The following is a 6,563-nucleotide window of genomic DNA, read 5'->3' as shown; positions in this document are numbered from 1 at the left end:
TCTACGACGCCCTGCCGCCGTCGCTGCGCGGCCGGGTCGACGTCCTGCTGGCGAACGTCCCGTACGTGCCTTCGGACGCCGTCGCGACCATGCCGCCGGAAGCGCGGCTGCACGAACCGCGGGTCGCACTCGACGGCGGCCCGGACGGCCTCGACCTCGCCCGCCGGGTCGCTGCCGGCGCCCCGGCCTGGCTGGCGCCCGGTGGCACGCTGGTGGTGGAATCGAGCGAACGGCAAGCGCCGGTGCTGGCAGGCGTCTTCACGGCGGCCGGGCTGACGCCGGCGGTGCACTCCGCCGACGAGCTGGGCGCGACCGTCGTCAGCGGTACCCCGAAGGTGTGACCTCACGTTCCGGCGGCCCCGGACGTCTTCAAGGTGTGATCGTGAAACCGTTCGAGCAGATCGTGGCCGAGCACGGGCCGATGGTGCTGCGCGTCTGCCGGGCCGTGCTCGGCCCCGCCGACGCCGAAGACGCCTGGTCGGAAACCTTCCTGTCGGCGTTGAAGGCGTACCCGGAGCTGCCCGCGGACGCGAACGTCCAGGCGTGGCTCGTCACGATCGCGCACCGCAAAGCCGTCGATGTCATCCGCGCGCAAGCCCGCCGCCCGCTCCCGGTCGGCGACATCCCGGACCGGCCGGGCCGCGCGGAGACGTACGCCGGCGACCTGTGGGACGCGCTGGCGAGATTGCCCGACAAGCAACGCCTCGCCGTCGCCTACCACTACCTCGCCGGGCTGCCGTACCGCGAGATCGCGGAGATCACCGGCGGCACGACGGACGCCGCGCGCCGGGCCGCCGCCGACGGCGTCAAGGCGCTCCGCGCCACTTACCCCTTGGAAGGAGCGCACTCATGACGGACATCTTCTTCGCTGCTCCGGAGCTGTACCAGCTCGACCCGAACCCGATGCACGCGAAGCTCGTCGCGGCCGCCGACCGCGAAGGCCTGCTGGACGTCGCCTACCGCACCCTCGACACCCCGGTCGGCTCGCTGCTGCTGGCCGCGACGAAGCAGGGCCTGGTCAAGGTGGCGTTCGACCGCCAGGACCACGACGCGGTGCTGGCCGAGCTGGCCGCGATCATCAGCCCCCGCATCCTGCGCGCCCCGGCCCGCCTCGACCCGGTCGTCCGCCAGCTCGACGAGTACTTCACGGGCGGCCGCCACACCTTCGACGTCCCGCTCGACCTCCGCCTCGCCCGCGGCTTCCGCCTGTCCGTGCTGGAGCACCTGCCGGAGATCTCCTACGGCCACACGGAGAGCTACGCCCAGGTCGCGGCGGCGGCGGGCAGCCCGAAGGCGGTCCGCGCGGTCGGCACGGCGTGCGCGCTGAACCCGCTGCCGGTGGTGGTCCCGTGCCACCGGGTGGTCCGCTCGGACGGCTCGTACGGCCAGTACGCCGGCGGCGAGGAAGCCAAGCGGCTGCTGCTCACGATGGAAGCGGCTTGAGCTTCCGATCTCACGTTTCACCCCGCCGCAGCGTCTACCAGGTATGAGCACATTCGAGAAACGCGTCGCCTCAGCCGACTGGGCCGCGGTGGCGGCGGAGGTCGACGACTACGGCTGCGCGCTCCTGCCTCAGCTGCTCACGCCGGCGGAATGCGCGGAGCTGGTGGCGCTCTGGGACGAGCCGTCGCACTTCCGGGCGACCGTGAACCTGCGCCGTCACCGCTTCGGGGACAACGGCGACTACCACTACTTCGCCGCGCCGTTCCCGGAGCCGGTCCAGCGGCTGCGGCAGGCGCTCTACCCGAGGCTGCTCCCGATCGCCCAGGACTGGTATGCACGGCTGGGCCGGGAAGCCGAGTGGCCGTCCACATTGGACGAATGGCTGGCGATCTGCCACGCGGCGGGCCAGCGGCGCCCGACACCGATCCTGCTGCGCTACGAGACGGGAGGCTGGAACGCGCTGCACCGGGACCTGTACGGCGACAAGGTGTTCCCGCTGCAGGTGGTCATCAACCTGAACGCCCCGGGCACCGACCACACCGGCGGCGAGTTCCTCCTGGTGGAGCAGCGTCCGCGAGCCCAGTCCCGCGGCACGGCGACGCTGATCCCGCAGGGCCACGGCCTGGTGTTCACCACCCGCGACCGCCCGGTCCGCTCGGCCCGCGGCTGGTCGGCGGCCCCGGTCCGCCACGGCGTCTCGGCGGTCCGCTCGGGCCGGCGGCACACCCTGGGCCTCGTTTTCCACGACGCCGCATGACACCCCGCGAGCTCGAGGCGCTCGTGCGCTTGATCGGCCCTGCCCGCCACATCGTGCTCGGCACCGCGGCCGACCCGGTCTCCCGCGCCGACGGCGACCGGATCGCCGCGGCGTGGGGCGGCCTGGTGCTGGCGACGGTGACCTGGCCGGAAACGGCGGCGTCGTGGCTGCGCCAAGCCCGCCGCTTCGCCGCCCCGGACCCGGACCTCTGGGTCGTCAGCGCGACCCCGGCGGGCTGGGCCGGCATGGCACGACGGCTCCGGCTCTCGACGTCCTGGAGTCCACATCGGACACTCACGACCTCCGCCCTGGCGGACTTCGCCCTGCCCGGCCTGCGCGGCACCCGGCCGGACGGCACAACCTGGGAGACCTGATGAAACACCTCGAAGCCGATTCCCCGATCGGCCCGCTGACCCTCGTCGGCACCGGCGACGTCGTGACGGGCCTGTACTTCCCGAACCACTGGACCCGCCCGGACCGCACCACTTTCGGCGAGCGCGACGACACCGCGTTCCCGGAAGCCGTCCGCCAGCTGAAGGAGTACTTCGCCGGCCAGCGCACGACGTTCGACGTCGCGACGCGGGCGGACGGCCCTGCCGTCGACCGCGCGGTCTGGGCGGAGATCGCCAAGATCCCGTACGGCGCGACGGCGACGTACGGCGACCTGGCCCAGGCCGTCGGCGGCCTCCCCCACGAGGTCGGCGCGGCGGTGGGCCGCAACCCGCTGAGCATCCTCGTCGCGTGCCACCGGGTGGTCGGCAAGAACGGCAAGCTGACGGGGTACGCGGGCGGCCTGAAACGCAAGGAGTTCCTCCTGGAGCTGGAACGCCCGCCGGCCGCCGAACGCGGTCAGCTGTGGTGATCAGACGTGGCTGAGCAGCATGCTCACGCCGAGCCCGGTCATGGTCACGGCGATCACGACGTCCAGCACGCGCCACGCGACGGGCTTGGCGAACACCCCGGCCAGCCGCTTCGCACCGAACCCGAGCGCGCTGAACCAGACGGCGCTGGCCACTCCCGCCCCGACGCCGAACACCCACCGCCCATCACCGTGCGCAACGGCGACCGAGCCGAGCAGCAGCACGGTGTCGAGGTAGACGTGCGGATTGAGCCAGGTGAAGGCAACACAGGCGAGCATGGCCTTCCGCAACGGCGTCCTGTCGTCCCCCACCGTCATCACGGACGGCCGAAACGCCCGCCGAGCCGCCAAAACGCCGTACCCGAGCAGGAACACCCCACCGCCCACGGCGATGACCCCGATGGCGGTCGGCCACCGCTCGAGCACGGCGCCGATCCCGCTCACCCCGAGCCCGATCAACACCAGATCGGACACGGCGCAGATGACGACGAGCGGCGCCACCACACCCCCGCGCAAGCCTTGCTGCAGGAGAAAGGCGTTCTGCGACCCGATGGCGACGATGAGCGACAGGCCGGTCCCGAACCCGGCCAGGAGGAGCGTGAGCACGCCCTCACGGTATGACCGTCCTCCTGAATTACTCCAGCTAAAGATTCTTACGTAACATTAGTGCTTGTGATGACAGACCTCCCGCTCGACCAGGTCCGCACCCTCCTGGCCGTAGTGGACGAGCAAAGCTTCGACGCCGCGGCGGCGGTCCTGCACGTAACCCCGTCGGCGGTCAGCCAGCGCATCAAGTCCCTGGAGCAACGCACCGGCCGCGTCCTGCTGCTGCGCACGAAGCCGATCCAGCTGACCTCGTCCGGCCAGGTCCTGATCCGCTTCGCCCGCTCCCTGGCCCAACTCGAGCAGGACGCCCTCGCCGAACTGGGCCTCGGCTCCTCCGTCCGCACCCTCTCGATCGCGGTGAACGCGGACTCCCTGGCCACGTGGTTCCTCCCCGCTCTGGCCAAGGTCCCTGACAGCATCTGCTTCGACCTCCAGCGCGAAGACCAAGACCACACCGCGGCCCTGCTCCGCGAAGGCCTGGTGATGGCCGCGGTAACAGCTTCCCCCCACCCGATCCAGGGCTGCACGTCAACCCGCCTGGGCCGCATGCGCTACCGGGCCATGGCCTCCCCCGCGTTCATCTCCCGCTGGCTCTCGAACGCTCCCCTGCCATCATCCCTCCCGACGGCCCCGGTGATCGTGTTCGACCGCAAGGACGACCTCCAGGACCGCTTCCTCCGCAGCCTGACCCGCCGCCGAAGCTTCACCCTGGTCCGCCACCACATCCCAGCCTCGGAGTCCTTCGTCGACGCCGTGGCAGCGGGGTTGGGCTGGGGCATGGTCCCAGAGCTGCAGTCCGCCGACCGCGGCGATTCACTGGTCGACCTGGCGCCGGATCGCCCCCTGGACGTACCGCTGCACTGGCAGCAGTGGAAGCTCGACTCGCCCGCCCTGGCCGCCGTCGCGGACGCAGTGGCTCAGGGCGCGAAGGAGTCGCTGCGCTGAACTCGGCGACTTCACACCAAGCACGCCAACATGGCTGACGCCGGGCTGGATGAAGTCTCGCGCTCCAAGACTTGATTCGCACCATCGTCAGCGCACCGACGGCCAGCGCGGCACCTCCTCTACGAGGAGCCGCACGCTCCCACTCAACCAGCAGTCCGGGCCAAGCCGATCCGAAACGCGGAATCGACCGCGATTTGATCATGACTACAGATCATGTTGAGCCGTCAGACATCGGCGACACCAAGGCAAACAAGACGTTTATCGATCTTGCCAACCGGAACCCTAGCTGGCTCAACAGCAAGGTTCGTGCTTATCTTTGCTGCAGGTTGTAGGGTTGTCCCAGTGAGGCGAAGAGGCATCTCCTCGCTGGATCCGCAGAAAAGCACGCCGAGGAGGGTTTATGGTCCCGCCGTTTCGGGCACATCGCAGCGGTAGCCCGAGGCCGGACGTGGGTTCATGAGGTTCATCCAACGGCAATTTCCTTCCGCACGAGGCTGGTGGCTACTGGCGTGCTCGGCAATGTCCGGACTGGGCGTCGGAGGAGCTGTCGCATTGTGGATACCTGGCGCCGCGGCTGCGTCGATCGGCTCGGCGGTTGCCATCGCCGTATTCACCGCAACAAGTGGTCGCGGGAAGGAAGTCCTCGAAAAACAGGCATCCCAGCGTGACGCGCGGCCGAAAAAACTGATCGCGGCCGGTCCAGACGGATCTCCATTCCGGGTTCGGGACCTCGACGACCCGATCGTGCTGAGGGTACATCCAGCAGAGACTCTCGTCCACAACGTAGCCGGCACGCAGGTTCTCGACCGAACTCCACCCTACATTCGCCGCGATCTACACGACGATCTGGGTTCCAAGATACGCCGCGGCGGCTTCGTGCTTGTCGTCGGCGAGTCAACCGCAGGAAAGACTCGCATGGTATACGAAGCCGTGCGAGCAACATGCCCGGATCACACATTGCTCGCACCGACGAACCGTGAAGCACTGGACGACGTAGCCGCCATGGCTATCGGAGCTCATCGCTGCATACTATGGCTGGACGATCTCGAAAGGTTCATGGGAGCCGGCGGCCTGACGCCGAATCTCTTGAATCGGATTCTGGGCCGACACCGAGGCCACGCTGTCGTCGCCGCGACCATGCGAAGCCCAGAATTCGATCGATACAGTGCACGCGAGGAGACGTCCGTATCCGACGCCGATATGGACGCATGGCGGGATGCTCGCGATATTCTTCGCCTAGCTGTGATGTCCGGGGACGTTGTCCCGAGTTGAGGTGATCACTGGCGGCCTGTCGTGCTGACAGGTGAAGGCCTCCGGATGTGAAGTGGAGCTGTCTAGGAACCGCTTCACCCGCCGGAGGCCTTCGTGTCCCACCCTAACGCCACCCTGACCCCGCGCACCCGGCTGCGACTCGCCCGGCTGGTCGTCGAACACGGTTGGACCCACGCTGAAGCGGCCAAGATGTTCATGGTCGCCGCCAAAACGGCCGCGAAATGGGCGCAGCGCTACCGGCTCGAGGGCGCGGCAGGGATGGCTGACCGCAGCAGCCGCCCCCACCACAGCCCGACCCGCACCCCCGAACACCTCATGCGGGCGATCGTGCGGCTGCGATGGCGCCACCGACTCGGCCCGGTCCAGATCGCCGGCCGGCTCAACGTCCCGGCTTCGACCGTGCACGCGGTGCTGGTGCGCTGCCGGATCAACCGGCTGTCCCGCATCGACCGGGTCACCGGCGAACCGCTGCGCCGCTACGAACACGACCATCCCGGCTCGCTGATCCACGTCGATGTCACCAAGTTCGGCAACATCCCCGACGGCGGCGGGCACCGCTACCTCGGCCGGCAGCAAGGCGAGCGCAACAAACGCGCCACGCCAGGCTTGCCCCGCGGCGCGGACTACAAGCCCCGCACCGGCACCGCGTTCGTGCACACCGTCATCGACGACCACTCCCGC

At 69.4% G+C, this 6,563-nt stretch carries 9 protein-coding genes and 1 pseudogene; 9 read left to right on the top strand and 1 reads right to left on the bottom strand.

Going from position 1 to position 6,563, the window contains the following annotated elements:
- From G3I65_RS27190 to G3I65_RS27165, 6 genes and pseudogenes are all read left to right on the top strand, one after another.
- Window positions 1-341 (top strand): annotated as a pseudogene (locus G3I65_RS27190) (putative protein N(5)-glutamine methyltransferase); the annotation flags it as partial.
- A 35-nt stretch (window positions 342-376) separates the two neighbouring features.
- Window positions 377-853 carry an RNA polymerase sigma factor gene (locus G3I65_RS27185; protein ID WP_160698639.1) on the top strand — a complete coding sequence of 159 codons (477 nt, stop codon included), beginning with the start codon at window positions 377-379 and terminating at the stop codon, window positions 851-853.
- The gene (locus G3I65_RS27180) at window positions 850-1,443 is read left to right on the top strand and encodes a methylated-DNA--[protein]-cysteine S-methyltransferase (protein ID WP_160698638.1); all 594 of its coding nucleotides are present in this window, start codon (window positions 850-852) and stop codon (window positions 1,441-1,443) included. Before G3I65_RS27185 ends, G3I65_RS27180 begins: the two co-directional genes overlap by 4 nt.
- Before the next feature lie 43 nt (window positions 1,444-1,486).
- On the top strand, window positions 1,487-2,200 hold the full coding sequence (locus tag G3I65_RS27175; RefSeq protein ID WP_160698637.1) for a 2OG-Fe(II) oxygenase: 714 nt from the start codon (window positions 1,487-1,489) through the stop codon (window positions 2,198-2,200).
- Window positions 2,197-2,574, top strand: coding sequence for a hypothetical protein (locus tag G3I65_RS27170; RefSeq protein ID WP_160698636.1), 378 nt, complete (start codon window positions 2,197-2,199; stop codon window positions 2,572-2,574). Before G3I65_RS27175 ends, G3I65_RS27170 begins: the two co-directional genes overlap by 4 nt.
- A complete protein-coding gene (locus tag G3I65_RS27165; RefSeq protein WP_160698635.1) occupies window positions 2,574-3,062 on the top strand; it encodes a methylated-DNA--[protein]-cysteine S-methyltransferase in 489 nt (162 codons plus the stop codon). Before G3I65_RS27170 ends, G3I65_RS27165 begins: the two co-directional genes overlap by 1 nt.
- Here the strand turns inward: G3I65_RS27165 and G3I65_RS27160 are convergent, their stop codons facing one another.
- Window positions 3,063-3,665 carry a LysE/ArgO family amino acid transporter gene (locus G3I65_RS27160; protein ID WP_160698634.1) on the bottom strand — a complete coding sequence of 201 codons (603 nt, stop codon included), beginning with the start codon at window positions 3,663-3,665 and terminating at the stop codon, window positions 3,063-3,065.
- 66 nt (window positions 3,666-3,731) lie between these two features.
- On the opposite strand from G3I65_RS27160, the gene G3I65_RS27155 reads away from it, so the two are divergent.
- From G3I65_RS27155 to G3I65_RS27145, 3 genes are all read left to right on the top strand, one after another.
- Entirely contained in the window at window positions 3,732-4,610 is an 879-nt protein-coding gene (locus tag G3I65_RS27155; protein WP_160698633.1) for a LysR family transcriptional regulator ArgP, read from the top strand.
- A gap of 519 nt (window positions 4,611-5,129) precedes the next feature.
- Window positions 5,130-5,882: a hypothetical protein gene (locus G3I65_RS27150; protein ID WP_160698632.1), complete on the top strand. Its 753-nt coding sequence runs from the start codon at window positions 5,130-5,132 to the stop codon at window positions 5,880-5,882.
- A 93-nt stretch (window positions 5,883-5,975) separates the two neighbouring features.
- Window positions 5,976-6,563 (top strand): leucine zipper domain-containing protein (locus G3I65_RS27145; RefSeq protein WP_160697706.1); only part of this gene is annotated, 588 nt, incomplete at its 3' end.

The sequence above is a fragment of the Amycolatopsis sp. SID8362 genome, from assembly GCF_010550475.1.
GTDB lineage: Bacteria > Actinomycetota > Actinomycetes > Mycobacteriales > Pseudonocardiaceae > Amycolatopsis > Amycolatopsis eburnea.
Note: the sequence above shows the minus strand (reverse complement) of the source record. Positions and strands in the feature narration are given on the sequence as shown.